The organism is Streptomyces sp. NPDC041784 (assembly GCF_055591025.1).
In genome coordinates this window covers 409704-428914 of sequence record NZ_JBVJAB010000001.1, presented here as the reverse complement: position 1 = coordinate 428914, position 19211 = coordinate 409704, and the positions used below count along the sequence as shown (strand labels likewise).

General features: G+C 71.8%; 15 protein-coding genes and 1 tRNA gene. 9 read left to right on the top strand and 7 right to left on the bottom strand.

Annotation, left to right across the window (positions count from 1 at the left end):
* Positions 1-5: 5 nt before the first annotated feature.
* Genes ACZ6D7_RS01875 through ACZ6D7_RS01865 form a run of 3 tightly spaced genes read right to left on the bottom strand, consistent with a single transcriptional unit; the run spans position 6 to position 3186 of the window.
* The gene (locus ACZ6D7_RS01875) at positions 6-296 is read right to left on the bottom strand and encodes an acyl carrier protein (RefSeq protein ID WP_469482311.1); all 291 of its coding nucleotides are present in this window, start codon (positions 294-296) and stop codon (positions 6-8) included.
* Positions 293-1363: an HAD-IIIC family phosphatase gene (locus ACZ6D7_RS01870; RefSeq protein ID WP_469482309.1), complete on the bottom strand. Its 1071-nt coding sequence runs from the start codon at positions 1361-1363 to the stop codon at positions 293-295. Before ACZ6D7_RS01870 ends, ACZ6D7_RS01875 begins: the two co-directional genes overlap by 4 nt.
* On the bottom strand, positions 1360-3186 hold the full coding sequence (locus ACZ6D7_RS01865) for a GNAT family N-acetyltransferase (protein ID WP_469482307.1): 1827 nt from the start codon (positions 3184-3186) through the stop codon (positions 1360-1362). Before ACZ6D7_RS01865 ends, ACZ6D7_RS01870 begins: the two co-directional genes overlap by 4 nt.
* A 558-nt stretch (positions 3187-3744) precedes the next feature.
* On the opposite strand from ACZ6D7_RS01865, the gene ACZ6D7_RS01860 reads away from it, so the two are divergent.
* Both ACZ6D7_RS01860 and ACZ6D7_RS01855 read left to right on the top strand, forming a co-directional pair.
* Positions 3745-4125, top strand: coding sequence for an S-adenosylmethionine decarboxylase family protein (locus tag ACZ6D7_RS01860; protein ID WP_469482305.1), 381 nt, complete (start codon positions 3745-3747; stop codon positions 4123-4125).
* Positions 4126-4166: 41 nt separating this feature from the next.
* Positions 4167-4889 carry a 4'-phosphopantetheinyl transferase family protein gene (locus ACZ6D7_RS01855; RefSeq protein WP_469482304.1) on the top strand — a complete coding sequence of 241 codons (723 nt, stop codon included), beginning with the start codon at positions 4167-4169 and terminating at the stop codon, positions 4887-4889.
* Between the two features lie 359 nt (positions 4890-5248).
* Here ACZ6D7_RS01855 and ACZ6D7_RS01850 read toward each other — a convergent pair whose 3' ends face one another.
* The 3 genes from ACZ6D7_RS01850 to ACZ6D7_RS01840 form a co-directional block, all read right to left on the bottom strand.
* Positions 5249-5629 (bottom strand): hypothetical protein, encoded by a 381-nt coding sequence (locus ACZ6D7_RS01850; protein WP_469482990.1) that lies wholly within the window; start codon positions 5627-5629, stop codon positions 5249-5251.
* A gap of 5 nt (positions 5630-5634) precedes the next feature.
* The gene (locus ACZ6D7_RS01845; RefSeq protein ID WP_469482302.1) at positions 5635-6258 is read right to left on the bottom strand and encodes an RNA polymerase sigma factor; all 624 of its coding nucleotides are present in this window, start codon (positions 6256-6258) and stop codon (positions 5635-5637) included.
* Between the two features lie 679 nt (positions 6259-6937).
* Positions 6938-7010: transfer RNA gene (locus ACZ6D7_RS01840), tRNA-Arg, on the bottom strand.
* 320 nt (positions 7011-7330) lie between these two features.
* On the opposite strand from ACZ6D7_RS01840, the gene ACZ6D7_RS01835 reads away from it, so the two are divergent.
* The 5 genes from ACZ6D7_RS01835 to ACZ6D7_RS01815 all read left to right on the top strand — a co-directional run bounded on the left by ACZ6D7_RS01835 (position 7331) and on the right by ACZ6D7_RS01815 (position 15406).
* Entirely contained in the window at positions 7331-8938 is a 1608-nt protein-coding gene (locus ACZ6D7_RS01835) for a dynamin family protein (protein ID WP_469482300.1), read from the top strand.
* A 3-nt stretch (positions 8939-8941) separates the two neighbouring features.
* Positions 8942-11068: a YfjP family GTPase gene (locus ACZ6D7_RS01830; protein ID WP_469482298.1), complete on the top strand. Its 2127-nt coding sequence runs from the start codon at positions 8942-8944 to the stop codon at positions 11066-11068.
* Between the two features lie 332 nt (positions 11069-11400).
* Positions 11401-11874: a single-stranded DNA-binding protein gene (locus ACZ6D7_RS01825; RefSeq protein ID WP_469482295.1), complete on the top strand. Its 474-nt coding sequence runs from the start codon at positions 11401-11403 to the stop codon at positions 11872-11874.
* A 283-nt stretch (positions 11875-12157) separates the two neighbouring features.
* A complete protein-coding gene (locus ACZ6D7_RS01820) occupies positions 12158-13579 on the top strand; it encodes a TQXA domain-containing protein (RefSeq protein ID WP_469482293.1) in 1422 nt (473 codons plus the stop codon).
* 99 nt (positions 13580-13678) lie between these two features.
* Complete coding sequence (locus tag ACZ6D7_RS01815; protein WP_469482291.1) at positions 13679-15406, top strand: multicopper oxidase family protein; 1728 nt, start codon at positions 13679-13681, stop codon at positions 15404-15406.
* A gap of 196 nt (positions 15407-15602) precedes the next feature.
* Here ACZ6D7_RS01815 and ACZ6D7_RS01810 read toward each other — a convergent pair whose 3' ends face one another.
* The gene (locus ACZ6D7_RS01810) at positions 15603-16190 is read right to left on the bottom strand and encodes a TetR/AcrR family transcriptional regulator (RefSeq protein WP_469482289.1); all 588 of its coding nucleotides are present in this window, start codon (positions 16188-16190) and stop codon (positions 15603-15605) included.
* Positions 16191-16307: 117 nt separating this feature from the next.
* On the opposite strand from ACZ6D7_RS01810, the gene ACZ6D7_RS01805 reads away from it, so the two are divergent.
* A complete protein-coding gene (locus ACZ6D7_RS01805) occupies positions 16308-17348 on the top strand; it encodes an aldo/keto reductase (protein WP_469482287.1) in 1041 nt (346 codons plus the stop codon).
* Positions 17349-17544: 196 nt separating this feature from the next.
* Positions 17545-19209 (top strand): energy-dependent translational throttle protein EttA, encoded by a 1665-nt coding sequence (gene ettA / locus ACZ6D7_RS01800; protein ID WP_469482285.1) that lies wholly within the window; start codon positions 17545-17547, stop codon positions 19207-19209.
* Positions 19210-19211: the final 2 nt, after the last annotated feature.

Genomic DNA, 19211 nt, shown 5'->3' with positions numbered 1-19211 from the left:
GGCGTCTAGGAGAGGCTCTGATCCGGCCGGAGGTGTGCCGTGACGAAGTCGGTCAGCGTGGCGATGGACTGGAGGCTGTCCAGGCTGAGGTCCAGCGTGGCGACGTCCACCCCGAACCGGGCGTCGACGGCGCCCAGCAGGGTCACGCCGGCCAGCGAGGTGAGGGCGATCCGCGGGCCGAACAGGTCGGTGTCCGCGGGGAGTTCCGCCACCACGTCCGCGTCCAGCCGGGCCGCCTCGGCGATCATCGAGCGCAGCTCGCGCTCCACGGCGGCGCGGTCCAGGGTGTCCGTCACGCCTCGGCGTCCTCTCGGTCGGATACATGTAGATAGGGGGGCGGCTCGGGCAGGTCGCCGGAGAGCGCCCGGCCGAGGACGGCCGCGTCGGGAGCGGCGCCGGGGGTGTCGTCCGTGCGGCGCAGGCCGGCCTGGCGGAGCAGGATGCGCATCTCCAGGTTGGCGTCCGTCGGGCGCAGGGTCACCCGGAACGCGTCGGCGCCGGCCTCCCGGGCCCGCTCCATCAGCCGGAACAGGAAGGCCGCCGCCGCGCCCCGGCCGGCCACCCGGCAGGACAGCGCGAGCAAGGGGACCGACCAGGCGGCCGGTGCGGTGCGGTCGACGAGGGCGGCGCCGATGACGCCGTATGTGCCGAAGCGGTCCGTCATCCGGGCGGTGTACAGCTCGTGGCCCTCCGCGGCGGCCAGCTCGCGCAGGCGGTCCGGGGTGAGGCCGGAGGAGTTGAGACGGTGGGTGCGGGCGGCCAGCTCCAGCGCGCGGGGGATCTCGTCGGGCGTGGCCGCGCCGACCGTGAGCCGCATGTCGCACCAGCGCAGGAACTCCTCCCGGCTGCCCCGGAAGCGTTCGCCCTCGGCCCGGCGGGTCTCCTCGGTGCGGTAGCGGCGCACCCGCTCGCGCGACTCGGGGGTGACCTCGCGGCCCTCGAACGCGGCCAGCAGCCCGGGCACGTCCTCGGGGGCGAGGGTGCGGACGCCGGGCAGCAGCGCCTCGACCTCCGCGCGCTCGTACGGGGAGTCGTCCACCAGGACGAGGGCCTCCACGGCGATCCCGAGATCCTTGGCGATCCGGCGCAGCGACTCGCTCTTGTCCTGCCAGGACACCTGCGGGGCCAGGAAGCGCTCACGCACCTCCGGGCGGCCCGCGAGCCGGTCGAGCACCGTCGGCGCGCTGCGGCTCGCGATGCTGCTGAGCACGCCGCGGGCCGCCAGCGCGTCGATCGCGGCGAGCATCTCGGGGCGGGGCGTGGGGAGTTCGTCGGTGAGGGTCTCCACGGCGATGTCGTCCCAGAGGGTGCCGTCGAGGTCCCAGACGACGCACTTGACGCTGTCGGGGTCGTAACCGGTCATCGGGTGCCGCCGCTCTCCGCCTCCGGCAGGAAGAGCTTCATCGACAGGCTGGTGGGGTCGAAGCCGAACTTGCGGTAGACCGTGCGCATCGGGACGTTGCCGACGTGCACCCGGCCGACGACCTCCGTGATGCCGTTCGCCAGGCAGAACTCCAGGCCCGCGGTGAGCAGGAGTTCGGCGACGTCACCGCGGTTGTCCAGCGGGGAGACCGCGAGGGAGCGGAAGTTGGCGTAGCGGTCGCCGGTCATCGCGTTCTGGTTGATGGACACCCAGCACCAGCCGACGGGGTCCTCGCCCGCGCGGTGGGCGACGATCATGCCCTCCTTCGACTTCTCCATGGCCCGGCCGAGACGGGCCGCCCAGCGCGCCGGGTCGTCGATGGCGTCCTCGCCGAAGGACACCCGGGCGATCTCCGCCTCGAACGCCCCGATCGCCGGGAGGTCGCGCTCGTCGGCCTGACGGGTGACGTAGGGGTGGGAGCGCTGTTCGAGGGCGGCCCGGGCTTCGGGGGTCGGGGGGTGCCAGCCGATGGCGCGGGGGGAGGGGGACTCGGCGGGGGCTGCCTGCTGAGGCTTCTGCACCGGGGCCTGCCGGGGCTCCTGTACGGATGCCGGTGCCGGTTGCGTCCGTGCCGGTTCCGTCTGTGCCGGTTCCGCCTGTGCAAATTCCGCCTGTGCCTCTTCCGTCGGCAGCAGGCGGCCCGGGCGGAAGGGGCCCTTGCCGCACTTGGGGCAGCCGTCCTCGCGCAGGGCGGCGACCGACGCCCAGCGGGCGCCGGGGCCGACGGGGACGATCTCGCCACACGCCACGCACGCGTACGCGCGCTGCCGGGTCCGCTTGTCGCCGGTGTAGAGGGGACCGCCGTAGTCGCCCTGTGCGGAGGCGGTAGAGGTGGTGGTGAGGAGGTGCTGGAAGAAGCCGACACCGCCGAGGATGCCGCTGCCCTCGTACTCGTTGAAGTTGCGGATGTAGCCGTTGGTGACCAGGCCGAGGGCCATGATCTCCCGCTGGACCTCCAGCATCTCGTCCGGGCTCTTGCCGCCGAAGGAGAAGAAGACGCTGTGCGCGGGACCGGGCCGCAGCCCCTCCACCGCGCGGGAGAGGAACAGCCGGGCGCCCTCGGGGGTGTACGGCGGGTCGGTCATCGCCACGTCGTGCCGGCCGTGCAGCCCGGCGGGCAGCGGCTGCCGCAGGTCGTGCTGGACGGTCTCGACACGGGTGCCGAGGCCCGCCGCCACCTTCTGGATGTAGTCGAGGATCTCGCTGGAGATGTCCACGACGGTCACCCGCTCGACGATCGGCCCGCCGAGCACGTCGCCCACGACGGCGACCGCGAGCGACACGAGGTCGTCGTCACCGATGAGCAGCAGGGAGCCGCCCGGCAGCGCGCCCGCCTTCAGCAGCGCGAGCACCCGGCGCACCTTGGTCTCGGCCGTGCAGTGCGACTGGTCGATCGCCATGTCGGCGGCCGGTCCGGACTCCATCAGGGCGCGCAGCCGTCGTACGGCCTCGTCCAGCACGTCGGGGATCACCAGCTCGCGGCCGTCGCAGGTGCGGCAGGTCGCGTCGAGGGAGAGGTCCATGCCGAGCTGGGCGACGACGTCCTGGCCGGCCTCGGTCAGCCGGGACGGGCGCTCCGTGGTGACGAGTCCCCGGCGGCGCAGTTCGTTGCCCAGGGCGGCCACGATCGGGACCGGCAGGCCGGTGGCGCGGCTGAGGTCCTTCGTGGAGGCGGGGGCGAGCCGGCGCAGGGCGCGCAGGACGGACCGAACTCCGGGCGGGCCCTCCTGGAGCCTGACGGCGTCCGCGACTTCCGTGAGCACTTGATCGGCGGTGGTACTCCGAGGGTGCCGACGCGCGTTCGTCACAATGCTGCTCCAGGCCAGCCGATGGATTTGGGAGTATCGAGTATACGGGCTGGTGAGGGGGTGATCGAACGGCGATCGAGTGGCGAACGAGCGGTGGTCCGACGGGGATCTGGCGGGGATCAGGATCGGTGAGTCGCCGTAGAATTCGACTGTGCCGAGGGTGTGCCGAAAGGTGTGCCGCGAAGTGTTCTGAGCGGTGTTCTGGTGGGTGTTCTGGGCGGTGTGCTGAGAGGCGGGTCGAGGGAGGTGCCGAGCAATTCCTTGGGTGTATTCGCGGCGGGTTACCGGACCGGTTTACGAAATTCCGTCCCGGTGGTTGTCGGCCGAATCCGCCGGATGCCCTCCCGGCCCCTTGACGCCGTGCGCGCGCGAGCCCGAGAGCGCCCCGGATGCTACGCTGGGCTCCACCGAGCGCCGGTCACCGGCCTCGCGACCTTCCTCTTCGGCCGCGCGGACCAGCGCGGATCTATGTGAAAGGAGACGGGGGCAACGGTTCGTCGCTCCCGGTTCCCCATGACCAATCCTGCCAACCTCGCCACCGAGGGTATAAACGTCGACGATCTCTGCTCTTATGCCGTCGACGTATGGGTGAGCGACCACAGCATCCTCACCGACGAGGAGCGCCTCCTCCAGGTTCTGCGCACGGCCGCCGAAAAGGGAAACGCCACGGTACTCGGCGAGGCGTCGCACGTATTCCCGAATGGTGCGGTCACCGCCATTCTTCTGCTTTCCGCATCGCATCTGAGTATTCACACCTGGCCGGAATTCAGCCTGGCCAACGTCGATCTGCTCGCCTACGGCCGGCTGAACGGCGAGCGGATGATGCAGAGCGTGGAGCTGGGCCTCTCGCCGACGAAGATCAATGTGACGCGCATGCTGCGCGCGGTGCACTGACCGCTCCGGCCGTCCCGGCTGCCGCCTTCCCGCCGGTCGAGGTGTCGTGGGCTCGTCTCGGTGACGCCCGCGACGGCCTGCTGCCCCTGCTGGACCCCGTGGAGCGCGGCCGGTACGAGGTGACCGTCCGGCCCGCCGACCGGGGCCGCTTCCTCGTCGGCTGCGCCCTCAGCCGCCTCCTCCTGGGCGCGCTGCTCGACGTACCTCCCGCGGAGGTGCCCCTGCGGCGCGTGTGCCCACGCTGCGGCGGGCCGCACGGGAAGGTCCGGCTCGACACGCCGGGCACACCGCCGTACGGCTTCTCCGTCACCCACAGCGGCGAGGTGATCGGCGTCGCCGTGTGCCGGGGCGCCGAGGTGGGGCTGGACGTCGAGGAGGCCGACGGTGCCGTCGACGTCGACACGGCGGCGCGTACGGCCCTCGCCGAGCCCGAACTCGCCGCTCTGGACGCCCTCCCGCCCGCCGAGCGGAAGGCGGCCTTCCTGCGTACCTGGACCCGGAAGGAAGCGGTGCTGAAGGCCCTCGGCCTGGGCCTGGCCCTGCCCCTGCGCGACCTGCGGATGTCCGCCCCCGACGCCCCGCCGACGGTGCTCGCCTGGCCGCCCCGCCTGGCTGCCCGGCCACCCCGGACGGCGATGGCGGACCTGACGGTGGCCGGGAGGCACCCGGCTTCGGTCGCGGTGCTCGGGACGAGCGGAGCACGGCGTGGCGTACGGCTGCTTCGGCACGACGGGTCGGCCGCGCTGGCGGGGTACGGGCGCTGAAGGGCGGTTCCGGCGGCGGTTCCCACGGTGGTTCCGTAGATGCGCCGGCCGTCCCGGCGGGCCGCCGGCTGGGCATGCGAAACGCCCGGTCGCATCCTGGGCGCGGTTGGACGTCAGCGGAACAGCTGTGGCACCGGGCAGGCCTCCAATGGCTCCTCCGGCCGGTCGGCCCAGCCCCACCAGACATGCCGACCGGCGCATTTCCACAGCGACCGGCAGGCCCGTCGGCCGTCGTCCTCCCGACCGCACAGTACGAGGCCACCGAACTTCATGGGTTGGCCGCAATCAGGGCAGGCCGGGGCGTCGTTGGTCATGAGGCGGACCCTAGACGAGTCATTCCGAATGATCAGTGGTCGTGGTCACCGGGAAGCAGCCTGGACGTTGACAGGGGCTGTCGGCTCGTCCGTGGCCTTCGCCGCCGGGTGCGCCTCGGTGAGCGTGCAAACGCCGTCCACGCACTGGCGCTCCAGACGGCCGAGGGAGATGGTCTGTGCCAGGCCGACCATCCAGCAGGTAGGGCAGCCGCGGAAGGCAATCAGGGCCAACGGGGCCGCCAGCAGGGTGGCCGGGCCGGCGACGGGCACCAGGGCGATCGAGCCGATGATCAGCCCGAAGCCGATGCCGCCGCGCGCCAGATGGTGCGGGACGGACTTGCTGGCGAAGTTCATCTCGGGCGCGGCGGCCTGGGCCTTCGCGCCCTGCGCGGGCTTCACTGTGTTCGCGACGTTCACGGTGTTCACGGTGTTCACGGTCGTGAGACTCCTCCGACTGGTTGGTCGATAGCTCGATCGCGCGCCTGATCGGCGGCTTGACCGAGTGGTTGGTCCGTCACTGCCAGAGAGTGACGCAGTGCCGCGCGTGCTCTGTGCAGCCGGGACTTCATCGCGGCGTTGCTCAGACCGAGCGAATGGGCAACGGTCTTGCCGGGCAGGCCCTGTACGTCCCGCATGATCAGAACCTGCCGCTGGTCACGGGGAAGGACGCTGACCGCGGCCGCGATCCGCTCCGCCTCCAGCCTGTGCAGCACCGCGTCCTCGGCGGACGGTTCCGCAGTCGCCTCCGGTTCGGCTGTCGCCTCGTCGCTCCGTGAGACGAGCAGCCGTACCTGCCGGAGGCATTCGTTGCGCACGATCCGGAACATCCATGAGGCAAGCGCGCCAGTGGCCCGCAATGTGCCGATCTTCCGGTAGAGGATGATCAGCGCCTCCTGCGCCGCGTCCTCCGCGTCCTGCGGTGAGGAGCACAGCGATATGGCGAACCTGCGCACATGAGGCTGCGACTCCATGACGACGGTGGTGAGCGAAGTGACGTCGCCGTCCTGAGCGGCCTTGATCAGCCGCTCGTCCGGCCAAGTGAAGCGTCGGTTCATCTGAGACTCCTACCCGGAAGGCGCCCTACGGGCAGGTGTTGGTCAGCTTCGGCTCTTGTAGCGCCGCATCAGGTGCCAGCTGCACGCACCCACGAGCAGGGCTCCGATCACTACGAGGCTGGTGACCATCATTGGTGGTTCCTCCCGGTTCTGCCGGCCCGTTCGGCCGGTACGCAGACAAGAGGCGGGGAGAACCGAAAAGGATTCGCCTCGGGCCGAAGTCTCTTTCGAACCCCGCTCCCGCAGCCACGGCACGCGGGGCGCAGAGGCCGGGAAAGGACGGCGCGCGCTGCGCCACGTCGTCGAACCGGCCGCTCAGCGGCACAGCCGGGGGCGACTGGCGGATGCGGACGGGGCCGGCCCCGGTGTCCGCAGACAGGGCGTCCAAGATCGTTTTGTGACTGGCCACTTACGCTCGGTGTGTCGAGGGGCAGCTGCCTGACTTGAAAAGGCGCCTGGAGGTCGCCGGAGATCTCCCCGAGCGGGCCGACGGAGACGGAAGCTTCTTGCCGCGAACTTCGACGCGTATTCGACACGGCCATCCGCGAAAACCCGGTGACAGCCGGACAGCCTCGGAACCTCCCCTTGATCGTCGGGGGAGTGTCCGGGGCTTCGCCGTGTCGCGCGAAACGTGCTCTGAACAGCAAAAATGCCCTCCCGAAGGGAGGGCGGAGACTTGCGCCCCCGGCAGGACTCGAACCTGCGGCCAAGCGCTTAGAAGGCGCCTGCTCTATCCACTGAGCTACGGGGGCCGGTGTGGTGGCCTCGTACGTGCTGCCCGGGTGTGGGCTGATCCGTGACGTTGCCGGGGACAAGGATAGGGCTCCCGGTTCCTTGTCCTGGTTGCTTCGCCTCCGTGGCTCAATGTGGAGGTTCAGTGAAGCGGTCCTGATAATCGCAGGCAGGTGCGAATCGTGCATCGCTTTTGGCGCCTCGAACCCCGGGTGTTGTGCACTCGTTATGCCTGGGCTGTGCCTGTGTCCCAGTCGCACCTTCCGTCCCTTGTGTCCTATCGGCGCGCAGACATGCCTATATGCTTCATAAATCCCCTAAAATTGGGCATTCTTCGCATGTGGTGACCTTGGACGTACGGCCTCAGCTGCTCGACGCACTTTCCGCCCTGCGCGACCGTGTCGCCGCCGCACGCTTCCCGCTGCCCCTGGCGGGGGCGCCACGCGCGCGTGCCAACCGCGACGAACTGCTCGCCCAGCTCGACGACTATCTGGTGCCCCGCCTCAGACAGCCCGAAGCGCCACTCCTGGCCGTTGTGGGCGGCTCCACCGGCGCCGGCAAGTCGACGCTCGTCAACTCCCTCGTGGGGCGGCGCGTCAGCGAGGCGGGCGTGTTGCGGCCGACGACCCGGACGCCCGTACTGGTCTGCCATCCGGAGGACCAGCACTGGTTCAGCGGCATGCGCGTCCTGCCCGACCTCACACGCGTGTGGATGCCCCATCAGGAGCCGTCCGACGACCTGTTGCTGCCCGGCGCGGAAGGCCGGCGCGTGCTGCGCATCGAGACCGCCGAGACGCTCCCGCCCGGACTCGCCCTCCTCGACGCGCCCGACGTCGACTCCCTCCTCGCCGACAACCGGGTCCTCGCCGCCGAACTGATCTGCGCCGCCGACATCTGGGTGATGGTCACCACGGCCGCCCGCTACGCCGACGCCGTGCCCTGGCACCTGCTGCGCACCGCGAAGGAGTACGACGCCACCCTCGTCACCGTCCTCGACCGCGTGCCCCATCAGGTCATCGGCGAGGTGTCCCGGCAGTACGGCGCCCTCCTCACCAAGGCGGGCCTCGGCGAGGTACCGCGCTTCACGGTGCCCGAACTCCCCGAGTCCGCCTGGGGCGGAGGGCTGCTGCCGGCCACCGCCGTGGCCCCGCTGCGGACCTGGCTGGTCCACCAGGCCCAGGACGCCGGCGCCCGCCACCATGTGCTGGCCCGCACCGCCCATGGCGTCCTCGACTCCCTCAAGTCCCGGATGCCCGAACTGGCCAGTGCCGCCGCCGCGCAGTACGCGGCCGCGCTGCGGCTCACTTCGGCCGTCGACGGGGCGTACGACAGCGAGTACGCGCGCGTGCGGGGCCGATTGCAGAGCGGCGCCGTGCTCGCCGGGGACGCGCTCAAGCGCTGGCGCGCCTTCCCGCTGGACTGCACCGCCGGTGAACTCCTGGACGCCCTCGTGGAGAGCCTGGGCGCGCTGCTGCTGTGCGCCGTCACCGCCGCCGACGAGCGCGTCGACGACTCCTGGCGCCGCGAACCGGCCTCCGCCGCACCGGCCCTGACGGACCGAGACCTGTCGCCGGACAGCGCCGAACACCGCATCGGCCTGGCCGTACGGCGGTGGCGGCGCGAGTTGGAGGAGTACGCGGAGGACGAGGTGCGCGCCCTGGAACGCGGGGCCGCGCCCGACCCCGAGGTGGTCGCCGCGCTCGTCGCCACGGCCCTGCTGAGCGGCCGCAGGGCGCGCTCCGCGGGCGAGGGGCTCGCCGAACGGATCGGGGCGCACGGCGCGCTACGACTGCGCGACCGGGGTGGACGGCTGCTCGCCGAACACCTGGACCGGGTGATGCACACCGAACGCGAGCGCCGGCTCGCCCCCCTCGAAGCACTCGACGTCCACCCCGAACCCCAGGCCGAGCTGATTGCCGCGCTGTCCGTACTTCAGAAGGAGAGGTGACCGGTGACCGCCGTCACTGACCAGGACCACACGGACCACACGGGCCGCACCGATCACACCGATCACACCGATCACACGGATCGCACGGATCGCACGGACAACAACGACGACGTGGCGGACCACCAGGGGCACAAGGAGGGCGACCACGCCATGACGGACGCCTCAGCCGGAGAACCGTCGGGGGAGGGGACGGCCATGGACCCCGAGGACACGCGGCACGAAAGTCCGGACAGGAGTGCGGAGAAGAGCGACAGGGGCAGGGAAAGGGGTGCGGGAGGGGAACCTGGCGGAGCGAGCTGTACGGAGGAACGCGCCGAACCCGCCCCCGCGCGTGCCGCGGGCGACGCGGAAACCGACGCCCCCGCGCGCGTGCGGCGCCGGCCCGAAACCGACGTCCCCGCGGGCGACCGTACGGACTCCGCCGGCGCGTGGGACGACGGGCTCATCGCGCGCCGCGTCAACGAGGGCTCCGGCGGCGAGCAGGCAGCCGTCGTTCTGGAGACCCGGGTCGGTGCCGTACCGGCCCCCGCCGGACCGCTCGCCTACAACGGCCCCCTCCGCTCGCGGCTCGACGCGCTGCGCGAACTCGTGGGCCTGTCCCGCGCGCGGCTCGACAACAGGACGCTCGCCGAGGCCGGCCGGGTCCTGGACGAGGCGGCGGCCCGGCGCAAGCTCTCCGGGCAGCACACGGTCGTCGCCCTCGCGGGCGCGACGGGCAGCGGCAAGTCCCAGCTGTTCAACACCCTCGCCGGGGTCACCATCTCGGAGACCGGCGTACGGCGTCCCACGACCGCCGCGCCCATCGCGTGCAGTTGGAGCGACGGCGCCGCCACCCTCATCGACCGGCTCGGCATCCCCGGCCGGCTGCGGCGGCGCCCCGTGCAGAGCGCGGAGGCGGAGGAACAGCTGAGCGGGCTCGTCCTGATCGACCTGCCCGACCACGACTCGGCGGCCGTGCAGCACCGCGAGCAGGTCGACCGCATCCTGGACCTGGTCGACGCCGTCATCTGGGTCGTCGATCCCGAGAAGTACGCCGACGCCGTCCTCCACGAGCGCTATCTGCGGCCCATGGCGGGCCACGCCGAGGTCATGTTCATCGTCCTCAACCAGGTCGACCGGCTGCCCGGCGAGGCCGCCGACCTGGTCCTCGACGACCTGCGCAGGCTCCTCGACGAGGACGGCATCGCGCTCGGCGAGTACGGCGAACCGGGCGCCACCGTGCTCGCGCTGTCCGCGCTCACCGGGGACGGCGTGGCCGAACTGCGCGAGCTGCTCGGCCAGTTCGTCGCCGAGCGCGGGGCCGCCGCGCGCCGGGTGTCGGCCGATGTGGACGGCGCGGCGGTCCGGCTGCGGCCCGTCTACGTCACCGGACAGCGCACCGGGCTCAGCGAGGAGGCCCGGGACGAGTTCGCGGGCCGGCTCGCGGACGCGGTGGGCGCGACCGCGGCGGGCGAGGCCGCCGAACGCGCCTGGCTGCGCAACGCCAACCGCGCGTGCGGCACGCCGTGGCTGCGGCTGTGGCGGTGGTGCCAGGACCAGCGCGAGCCGGTCACCGGCCGGATCCAGCTCCGTACCCAGGCCGACGAGGAGGCCACGGCGCGCCAGCGGGTGGAGCAGGCGGTGCGGACGGTGTCCGACCGGGCGTCGGCGGGGCTGCCCGCGGCGTGGGCGATGGCGGTGCGGGAGGCGGCCGTACGGGGTGCTCAGGGGCTGCCCGAGGCGCTGGACGAGCTGGCCGCGCGGGCCGGGCTGCCGCCGGGGCGGCCACCGCGGCCGGGGTGGTGGCCGGTGGCCGTCCTGGCCCAGGCCGCCATGACACTCCTGCAGATCATCGGCGGGCTGTGGCTGGTCGGGCAGATCGCCCAGCTGATGGCCCCGAACCTGGGGGTTCCGGTGCTGCTGATGGTGGCGGGCATCCTTGGGGGCCCGCTGGTGGAGTGGAGCTGCCGGATGGCGGCCCGCGGTCCGGCCCGGCGCTACGGGCAGGACGCGGAGAGACGGCTGCGGGAGGCGGCCGCCGGGTGCGGCCGCGCCCGGGTGCTGGATCCCGTGGCCTCGGAACTGCTGCGGTACCGGGAGGTACGGGAGCAGTACGGGAGGGTCACGGGGGTGGGGGCCGGTGTGCGGTGAGGTGCAGTGAGTTGCGGGGGAGGGGGCGTAGTGGGCGCCGTCGGACCCGTCGGGCCCATCGGTGCCGTGGGTGATCCACAGTCGGCAGGAGGTGGATCACTCGTGCGGGTGGTGGGGTTTTCCACAGGGGCGTGGTGATCCACAGGGCTCAGCGGGCCCGGCCCGGCGGAGGCAGTCTGGCCGTACGGCGATCGCGACGGACGCGGTCGCCGGTGCGGCGGCGGTACGTGGTGCGGATGTCACCGCGGCCGACGCGCCGGACGCAGCCGTACGGGACGGGCCCGTACGCGTATCCGCCCGGGTGACCGTCCGGGCGACGGGAGGGGTTCGCGATGAACGAGACGATGGTCTGCGCGGTGGGCAACGTGGCGACGCAGCCGGTCTACCGGGAGCTGGCGGCGGGCCCGTCGGCGAGGTTCCGGCTGGCGGTGACCTCGCGCTACTGGGACCGCGAGAAGAACACGTGGACCGACGGGCACACCAACTTCTTCACGGTGTGGGCCAACCGCCAACTGGCCACCCACGCACAGGCCTCGCTGAACGTCGGCGACCCGGTGATCGTGCAGGGCCGGCTGAAGGTGCGCACGGACGGGCGCGAGGGGCAGCAGAACTGGACGTCGGCCGACATCGACGCCGTGGCCATCGGCCACGATCTGGCGCGGGGCACGTCCGCCTTCCGGCGGGCGCCCAGGCCCGAGGCCGCCGCGGGCGCGCCCCCTCGCGGGGAACCCAACTGGGAGACACCGCCCGGGGAGTCCGCTCCGGCGGGGGTCCAACACCCGTGCGAGCCCGTCACAGTGACGTGATGTCGGGAAGTGCCCCGAGCTGAGCGAAGTGCGGCTTATCGGCCGATCAGCGCGCGCCACCGGCCCGTTCACCCCCGGTGACCTGGTGGATTTGTCGATAAGCCCCGCCCCGGGACGATCTTGGGGATAACGATTCCGAGTCGGATCGTCCATCCGATGAGATGACCGGGAAGGGTGGTGTGCCCGCGTCTCTAGGATGCCGGACATAGCTCATGGGGCTTCTGATTCTGCTGGTGGGACCGTTCCCCCCACATCAACGGGTCCTGCTCGAAGGGGAATTGCGTTGATTTCTTCGTTCTCCACGCCGTTCGCGCGCCGACGGGGCGCGGTCCGTCTCGCCGTGGCGGCGCTGGTGTCCGGGCTCGCCGCCGCCGGCGTGGTCGTCACCGCGGGCACGGCCGTCGCCGACGGGACGACGCAGGGTCAGGGCGGAGCCACCGCGACCATAGGCGGCCTCGAGACGTACGGCGCCGCCGTGGTCCACGGGGAGAGCGGCGACCAGGAGGTCTCGGCGGGCCTGTTCGAGATGTCCGTCGAGGGCGGCGGCACCCTCCAGACCTACTGCGTCGATCTCTACAACCCGACGCAGAAGGATGCCAAGTACCACGAGACGCCCTGGAGCGGCACCTCGCTCGGCGCCAACAAGGACGCGGGCCGCATCCGTTGGATCCTCCAGAACTCCTACCCGCAGGTCAACGACCTCGCCTCGCTCGCACGGAAGGCCGGTATCGCCGGTGCCCTCACCGAGCAGGACGCGGCGGCCGGCACCCAGGTGGCCATCTGGCGCCACTCGGACGGCGCGGACGTCGACGCCGTCGACCCGCAGGCCGAACAGCTCGCGGACTACCTCCAGAAGGCCGCCCGTGACACGGCGGAGCCCGAGGCGTCCCTGACCCTCGACCCGCCCGCCGTCTCCGGCCACCCCGGCGAGCTGCTCGGCCCGGTGACGGTGCGCACCGACGCGAACACGGTGACGGTCACCCCGCCGATGGACGCCCTGGGCTCCGCCGGCGGCGTGCGGATCGTCGACCAGGACGGCGCGGCGATCACCACCGCGAAGGACGGCACCCAGCTCTTCTTCGACGTGCCCGAGGACGCCGAGGCCGGGACCGCGGAGCTGACCGTGCAGGCGTCGACCACCGTCCCCGTCGGCCGGGCGTTCACCTCCGAGAGCCGCAGCCAGACGCAGATCCTGGCCGGCTCCAGCGAGTCGACCGTGTCGGCGACGGCGAGCGCCGGCTGGGCGAAGCAGGGTGCCGTACCGGCCCTGTCCGCGGCGAAGAACTGCGCCGAGCAGGGCGTGGACATCACCGCCGTCAACGAGGGCGACGAGGCCTTCGTCTTCGAGCTGATGGGCACCGAGTACACGATCCCGGCGGCCGACGCGCAGACGGTGACGATCCCGCTCCAGGAGGATCAGGCCTACGACTTCACGATCACCGGCCCGCAGGGCGCCGAGTACCGCTTCACCGGCGTCCTCGACTGCCGGACCCAGGCCGCCGAGACCAGGGACCTGACCACCCAGACCCTCAGCGAACCGAGCCCGGCCACCGTGGGCGGCACCTCGCCCAGCGACACCAACCTCGCCGAGACCGGCGGCTCCAGCGCGACCCCGATCATCGCGGGCACCGCCATCGGCCTGGTGATGATCGGTGGGGCGGCGCTGGTGCTGGTGGGCCGCAAGGAACACGCGGGCCGGGACTGACCCCGCCGCGTGCCCCGGCGGGCGCCGGCGCGCGCGATTCACGAGACGCGCCGCCTTGGATGCTCCGAATGTGGCGATATGACATGTCTTATTTAAGGCATGCACACACATACGCGGCGCACCGTGCTCGGTGCCTCGATCGCGGCCGTGGGCGCGGGGGCCCTGGCCTCCTGCGCCGGTTCCGGCTCGCCCTCCGGGTCCGGCGCCCTCACGGCGTCCGGTTCGCCCTCCGGGTCCGGCTCCCGGACGCTGTCCGGTTCGCAGCCCCGGCCCGGCCCCGACGCCGAGGCGGGGCCCGCCGACCGCGGCGGCGGCCATGACGGTGGCCACGACGGCGGCCGCGGTGGCGGCCGTGACGGTGGCCGTGCGCCCCACGGGTCCGGGGGGTACGTGACCCCGTCCGGCCCCGAGGTCGAGGCCGCCGAGCGGGAGCGTGGGTCCGGCCCGCTGCGCAAGTTCACCCTGACCGCCACCGAGGCATCCCTCGACCTGGGCGGACCGACCGTCAGATCATGGGCGTACGACGGCATGCTGGGCCGGGAGATCCGCATCACGAAGGGCGACATCCTCCAGGTCAGGCTCGCCAACCACCTGCCGCAAGCCACCACGCTGCACTCGCACGGCATCCGGCTGCGCTGCGACATGGACGGCGTCCCCGGCCTGACCCAGCCCTCCATCAGGCCCGGCGCGGACTTCACCTACCGCTTCGCGGTCTCGCACCCGGGCACGCACTGGGTGCACTCCCACTCGGGCATGCAGCTCGACCGCGGCCTGTACGCCCCGCTGATCGTCGAGGACCCCAGGGAGCCGCTCTCCTACGACAAGGAGTGGGTCGTCGTCCTGGACGACTGGGTCGACGGCGTGGACGGCTCCACCCCCGACGGCGTGCTCGCACAGCTGACCCACGGCAGAGGGGCGGTGGACATGGGCGAGGGGCACGACATGTCCGGCGGCGGTGCGCACGAGCCGGGCGGACGGAGGTCGGCCGGCCCCTCCCGTGTCCTGCACGGCGCGCGCAGCCGCATGCTGCGCAGCCCCGGCGGCCATGTCGACTACCCGTACTACCTGGTCAACGGCCGGGTGCCGGAGGCGCCCTCGGTTTTCCGGGCCCGCCCCGGGGACCGGATCCGGCTGCGGATCATCAACGCCGGGGGCGACACCGCGTTCCGGGTGGCGCTCGGCGGCCACCAGATGACGGTGACCCACACCGACGGCTACCCCGTGCGGCACGCCCGCACGGACGCGCTGCTGCTGGGCATGGCCGAGCGCTACGACGTGCTGGTCACCGCGAAGGACGGGGTGTTCCCGCTGGTCGCGCTCGCCGAGGGCAAGAAGGCGAAGGCGCTGGCGGTCCTGCGCACCGGCGGCGGACGGCGCCCCGGAGCCGGGGTGCACCCGCAGGAGCTGGACGGCCGGGTCGTACCGGCGAGGCGGCTCGTGCCGGACGACTCCGTGGCCCTCTGCGACCGGGCTCCGGACCGTGAGCTGCGGCTCCGGCTGACCGGCAGTATGAAGCGGTTCGACTGGAGCTTCGACCGCCAGCCGTACTCCATGGACCGCCGGCACCCGGTCCGCGAGGGGGAGCGGGTCCGTCTCACCCTCGTCAACGGCACCGACATGTGGCACCCGATGCACCTGCACGGCCACACCTTCGCCCTCGCCGGCATCGACTCGGCCGGAGCGCGCAAGGACACCGCGCTGGTCCTGCCGCACCGCAAGCTCGTGGTCGACTTCAACGCCGACAACCCGGGTCTGTGGATGCTGCACTGCCACAACCAGTACCACTCGGAGTCCGGGATGATGACGGTCCTGGGCTACCGCGCCTGAGGCCGGCGCACGCCCACCGCCGGACGCGGCGGACAGGCCCCTCACCGGCGGGTTGCCGCCCGCGGCCGAGGGGCCGAGGGCCGTGTCGCCGGGCGGCTCGGTGGGGGCCCGGGTGGGCGACACCTGTAGGGCCCGGGGGACCGGACCTGTAGGTCCGACCGGACCGATAGGTCCTGGCCGGGGGCTTCAGGGGGCTTCAGGGGGCTCCTGGGCGGTTCCCCGCCGTCGGGCGCAGGCCGTCGAGCGCGGCACGGAGGATCGGCTCGACATAGTCCCGGTCGCCGTGGATCGCGGCGATGGAGGTGACCATGTCGCAGATCTGTTCGAGGGTGAGGTCGTCGCGGACCTCGCGCGCCTCCTGGGCGGCGACGAGCAGCGGCCGGGCGGCGGCCAGTACCCGGGCGCGGTTGTCGCTGAAGACGGGGGCATCGCGGTCGGAGTCCGTCAGCAGCGCGGAGGCGATGTCGTGCTTGCTGGTGAAGAAGTCGAAGAACCGGTGCAGCCAGGTCATGAGCGCCGCGCCCGGTGTCTCGCCGTGGGCGGCCGCCGCGGCCTCGCAGACGGCGTCGACCTCGTCGACGTAGAGGGCCTCCAGCAGTTCTCGGCGGCCGGGGAAGTTGCGGTACAGCGTCGCCATGCCGACCCCGGCGCGGCGCGCGATCTCGGCCATCGACACCTGAGCGCCGGGTTCGGCGAAGGCGGCGCGGGCGGCCGCGAGGATCTTGCCGCGGTTGCGCTCGGCGTCGGCGCGCCTCGACGGTGACGGCGGTGGGTCCGGGGTCATGACTTCCTAAGTGGATAGGCTTTCCGTTACGGTTAACCGGACAGGGTGTCCGCTTCTTCCGCGGCCCTGATTCTACTCACCTGCCGCGACGCGTTCGCGGTGACTCGAGGAGCCTCCATGGACTACCGACCTCTGGGGCGCACGGGCGTCTCCGTCAGCCAGTTGTGCCTCGGCGCGATGATGTTCGGCTCGTTCGGCAACCCTGACCACGACGACTCGATCAAGGTCATCCATCGGGCCCTGGACGCCGGGATCAACTTCGTCGACACCGCCGACGTCTACTCCGGCGGGGAGTCGGAGGAGATCGTGGGCAAGGCGCTCGTCGGCGGCCGGCGCGACGACGTGGTCCTCGCCACGAAGGGCGGCCTGCCGTTCGGCGACGACCCCAACCGGCGCGGGGCCTCGCGACGGTGGATCACCCGGGCGGTCGAGGGCTCGCTGCGCCGGCTGGGCACCGACTGGATCGACCTCTACCAGATCCACCGGCTCGACGCGTCCGTCGACATCGACGAGACCCTGGGCGTCCTGTCCGATCTGGTCCACGCCGGGAAGATCCGTATGTTCGGGGCGTCGACGGTCTCCGGCTCCGAGATCGTCGAGGCGCAGTGGACCGCCGAACGCCGCGGCCGTGAACGCTTCCGTACCGAGCAGCCGCAGTACTCCCTGCTGGTCCGCGCGGTCGAGTACGACGTGCTGCCGGCCTGCCGCCGTCACGGCATGGGCGTACTGACCTACAGCCCGCTGGCCAGCGGCTGGCTGACCGGCCGGTACCGCAAGGGCCGGGAGGTCGCCGGCCCGGGCTCGGCGGCCCGCCGGGACCGTTTCCCCGGCGCCTTCGACGTCACGTCCCCGGCGAACGCGGCCAAGCTCGACGCCGCCGACGCCCTCGGGGCGCTCGCCGACGAGGCCGGCCTGAGCCTCGTACAGATGGCCGTCGCCTTCGTCACCCGCCACCCGGCGGTCACCTCCGCGATCGTCGGCCCGCGCACCATGGAGCACCTCGACTCCTACCTGGCTGCCGACGGCGTCGACCTCCCCGACGACCTGCTCGACCGCATCGACGAGATCGTGCCCCCCGGACACACGGTCAACATCGCCGACAACATGTGGCAGACCAGCACGACCACGCTGGACGCGGCGTCCCGGCGCCGGCCCTAGCCCAGCGGCGACGCGTCGACGGCGATCCGTGGTCACCCGCACGCGACCACCGACAGTGACGGACGAGCCCCGGCCGTCGACCGCGAACCCCCAGCTCACAGCTCCCCGACCGAACGGGTTAACACCAAGGGGTGGACCTCAGGCAAGATGGGATGTACTGCCCACTGCCAGATTTCAAGCTGCCGGACGGTTTCTCTTGGCTGAGTACATCTACACCATGCGCAAGACGCGCAAGGCACACGGCGACAAGGTGATCCTTGACGACGTAACGCTGAGCTTCCTGCCCGGCGCGAAGATCGGTGTGGTCGGGCCGAACGGTGCCGGTAAGTCCACCGTTCTGAAGATCATGGCGGGGCTCGAGCAGCCCTCCAACGGTGACGCCTTCCTGTCGCCCGGCTACAGCGTCGGCATGCTGCTTCAGGAGCCGCCGCTCGACGAGGCCAAGACGGTCCTGGAGAACGTCCAGGACGGCGCCGCCGAGGTCATGGGCAAGCTCAAGCGCTTCAACGAGGTCGCCGAGCTGATGGCCACCGACTACTCGGACGCCCTGCTCGACGAGATGGGCAAGCTCCAGGAGGACCTCGACCACGCCAACGCGTGGGACCTGGACACCCAGCTGGAGCAGGCCATGGACGCCCTGGGCTGCCCGCCCGGCGACTGGCCGGTCACCAACCTCTCCGGTGGTGAGCGCCGCCGCGTGGCGCTGTGCAAGCTGCTGCTGGAGGCCCCCGACCTGCTGCTGCTCGACGAGCCCACCAACCACCTGGACGCCGAGTCCGTGCAGTGGCTGGAGCAGCACCTCGCCAAGTACCCCGGCACCGTTGTCGCGGTCACCCACGACCGGTACTTCCTCGACAACGTGGCCGAGTGGATCCTGGAGCTCGACCGCGGCCGGGCCCACCCCTACGAGGGCAACTACTCCACCTACCTCGACACCAAGGCGACCCGTCTCAAGGTCGAGGGTGCCAAGGACGCCAAGCGGCAGAAGCGGCTCAAGGAAGAGCTCGAGTGGGTCCGCTCCAACGCCAAGGGACGCCAGGCCAAGTCCAAGGCCCGTCTCGCCCGGTACGAGGAGATGGCCGCCGAGGCCGACAAGATGCGGAAGCTGGACTTCGAGGAGATCCAGATCCCGCCGGGCCCGCGCCTGGGCTCGATCGTCGTCGAGGTCAACAACCTCTCCAAGGCCTTCGGGGACAAGGTCCTCATCGACGACCTGAGCTTCACCCTGCCGCGTAACGGCATCGTCGGCGTCATCGGCCCGAACGGCGCCGGCAAGACGACCCTCTTCAAGATGATCCAGGGTCTGGAGACCCCGGACTCCGGCGCCATCAAGGTCGGCGAGACCGTCAAGATCTCGTACGTCGACCAGAGCCGCGAGAACATCGACCCGAAGAAGACGCTGTGGGCCGTCGTCTCCGACGAGCTGGACTACATCAACGTGGGCCAGGTCGAGATGCCGAGCCGCGCGTACGTCTCCGCCTTCGGCTTCAAGGGCCCCGACCAGCAGAAGCCGGCCGGTGTGCTCTCCGGTGGTGAGCGCAACCGCCTCAACCTCGCGCTCACCCTCAAGCAGGGCGGCAACCTGCTGCTCCTCGACGAGCCGACCAACGACCTCGACGTCGAGACCCTCTCCAGCCTGGAGAACGCGCTGCTCGAGTTCCCCGGCTGCGCCGTCGTCGTCTCCCACGACCGGTGGTTCCTCGACCGGGTCGCCACGCACATCCTCGCCTACGAGGGTGACTCCAAGTGGTTCTGGTTCGAGGGCAACTTCGAGTCGTACGAGAAGAACAAGATCGAGCGGCTGGGCGCGGACGCCGCGCGTCCGCACCGCGCCACCTACAAGAAGCTGACCCGGGGCTGATC

Excerpts from the sequence above, each read along its gene's own strand:
- ACZ6D7_RS01845 (WP_469482302.1), bottom strand. The coding sequence starts at position 6,258 with ATGAACCGACGCTTCACTTGGCCGGACGAGCGGCTGATCAAGGCCGCT.
- ACZ6D7_RS01825 (WP_469482295.1), top strand. The coding sequence starts at position 11,401 with ATGAACGAGACGATGGTCTGCGCGGTGGGCAACGTGGCGACGCAGCCG.
- ACZ6D7_RS01810 (WP_469482289.1), bottom strand. The coding sequence starts at position 16,190 with ATGACCCCGGACCCACCGCCGTCACCGTCGAGGCGCGCCGACGCCGAG.
- ACZ6D7_RS01805 (WP_469482287.1), top strand. The coding sequence starts at position 16,308 with ATGGACTACCGACCTCTGGGGCGCACGGGCGTCTCCGTCAGCCAGTTG.
- ACZ6D7_RS01870 (WP_469482309.1), bottom strand. The coding sequence starts at position 1,363 with ATGACCGGTTACGACCCCGACAGCGTCAAGTGCGTCGTCTGGGACCTC.
- ACZ6D7_RS01815 (WP_469482291.1), top strand. The coding sequence starts at position 13,679 with ATGCACACACATACGCGGCGCACCGTGCTCGGTGCCTCGATCGCGGCC.
- ACZ6D7_RS01860 (WP_469482305.1), top strand. The coding sequence starts at position 3,745 with ATGACCAATCCTGCCAACCTCGCCACCGAGGGTATAAACGTCGACGAT.